Source organism: Pseudomonas amygdali (assembly GCF_002699855.1).
Taxonomy (GTDB): domain Bacteria; phylum Pseudomonadota; class Gammaproteobacteria; order Pseudomonadales; family Pseudomonadaceae; genus Aquipseudomonas; species Aquipseudomonas amygdali.
Map to the genome: position 1 here is coordinate 1 of NZ_LKBW01000181.1, position 1654 is coordinate 1654.

A 1654-nucleotide genomic window follows, 5' to 3' on the forward strand; every position below is an offset into this window, starting at 1 on the left:
TTCGGTAGTTTTTTCATCGCTCCATCCTCTCAAAGGTTGGAGTCTCCGAGAAACCCGGGGCGGTTCAGTTCACGTTAGAGCCGGCTTGCCGGCGAGGATTGAAGCCCGAAGGGGCGAGACGGGCCGGCTTCATGGCCTGGCTCGATGCGCAGCACGAAAGCCCGGCCGTGAGCGCAGCGAGGGGAACGCTCTTCAGGGTGGAGCAATGATCAAACCAGGTATGCCTCAGGTGGACTGAGCGTTCTCCTCCCCCATTGCTCGATCTGGCTCGAGCGATTCAACTTGTCTGATCGTAGCTCCTGCAGCTGCAGAACAAGTCGAACCGCCGATGTCGCTCAAGTGATCAGGGGAAGCATCCAATCGCGCTTTGATGCGCGCCATGAGTCTGTGTACCACCTGCCTTGTTAATCCCGCATCAGCAGCCGCTTCTGCAACGCTCGCCCCCATCACCAGGACGAGCCTGGCTGCATGCAGAGATTTTGCGGAATAGGCTCGGTGCCCACTGCTGCATGACATAAACGTCACCACTCGCTCAAACGCGTGTGGATTCATCAATGCGCACTGCGATGTAGGACTGATCAACCGTATGAGCTGAGCTATTTGGGTTGGAGTGAAGGTTTGCTGGATCTGTGAAGCTGTGGCCAAAACCATATCGTCACGGGCGGACATTAGGTAATTCCAGTAAATCTATTATGTCATCACATGTAACTACACTTGATTTAACTTGTAAATTGTAATTAGCGTCACCACATGTAGCTACTTCTGTCCTAGGCCCACCATTCGCCGCAGGGTCTAGCTGAACGAGTCGTTCATCCCTGCTATACCAGGAGGGAGTTCAGGTTTGCACCGCTGATAGGAACATAGGCTTGCGATTCAACCGGTCTCCACCGCCGGTGGGAATTCGCTGTAGGCCTTTCACAGGTTGGACCGATGATCAGAAATGATGCGCGATTACTTGTAGTTACTTGCGAAAGGGCCCAGAATTAGCGTAGTAACAATGTAGCTACAAACAGCATTGAAAGGTGATATTATGACAGCACTACTGAAAAGTACCGACGTGCGTTGCCGCATCGAAGAAGATTTGAAAGAGCGAGCTACTGCAGTGCTGAGCGCTTGCGGCCTGAGCCTGAGCGATGCGATGCGTCTCTTTCTTCGTCAAGTTGTGGAAACCAGGGGGCTCCCTTTTGAAGTGAAGGCGCCTTCCGAGAAAACGGCTCGAGCTTTGGCTCAAGCCCGTGAGATCCGCAGTCGGTTCGACTCGATTGACGAATTGTTCGAGGATCTAGATGGCAAAGAAGCCCGCAAGACCGGCAAATCTAAAGCGCGCCCCGTTGCCAAAGAGAACGGCGTACACGCCTGAATTTAAGAAATCATGGAAGCGGCACAATGATGCCGGCCGGCAGCCTATGACCGAAGCCAGGGATGTGATGAGAATGCTTTGGGAGGGTGATACGTTGCCGGCTCAGTACCTTGATCACGAATTGCAAGGCGAATGGGCGGGTAACCGAGAATGCCATATCCGAGGAGATTTCTTACTGGTCTACCAGGTTACGTGTCACCGCCACTGTAAAAATGACCCCCTAACGCCAACCTAGAATTGACCCCCCTGGGTAAAACTGGCGGCTTTGAGCTGCCAATATGTTGACCCAGGAGC

At 53.4% G+C, this 1654-nt stretch carries 3 protein-coding genes; 2 read left to right on the forward strand and 1 reads right to left on the reverse strand.

Annotated elements, in window-relative coordinates:
- Positions 1-225: 225 nt before the first annotated feature.
- Positions 226-669, reverse strand: coding sequence for a hypothetical protein (locus AO277_RS29135; protein WP_044320204.1), 444 nt, complete (start codon positions 667-669; stop codon positions 226-228).
- 361 nt (positions 670-1030) lie between these two features.
- Here AO277_RS29135 and AO277_RS13445 point away from each other — a divergent pair, with 361 nt between their 5' ends.
- Positions 1031-1360 carry a type II toxin-antitoxin system RelB/DinJ family antitoxin gene (locus AO277_RS13445; protein ID WP_003381772.1) on the forward strand — a complete coding sequence of 110 codons (330 nt, stop codon included), beginning with the start codon at positions 1031-1033 and terminating at the stop codon, positions 1358-1360.
- Entirely contained in the window at positions 1287-1595 is a 309-nt protein-coding gene (locus AO277_RS13450) for a type II toxin-antitoxin system YafQ family toxin (RefSeq protein ID WP_080899393.1), read from the forward strand. The genes AO277_RS13445 and AO277_RS13450 overlap by 74 nt, the downstream gene beginning before the upstream one ends.
- Positions 1596-1654 lie beyond the last annotated feature (59 nt).

Bases quoted from the DNA above. Each gene is read 5' to 3' on its own strand.
- AO277_RS29135 (WP_044320204.1), bottom strand. From the start codon at position 669: ATGTCCGCCCGTGACGATATGGTTTTGGCCACAGCTTCACAGATCCAG.
- AO277_RS13450 (WP_080899393.1), top strand. From the start codon at position 1,287: ATGGCAAAGAAGCCCGCAAGACCGGCAAATCTAAAGCGCGCCCCGTTG.
- AO277_RS13445 (WP_003381772.1), top strand. From the start codon at position 1,031: ATGACAGCACTACTGAAAAGTACCGACGTGCGTTGCCGCATCGAAGAA.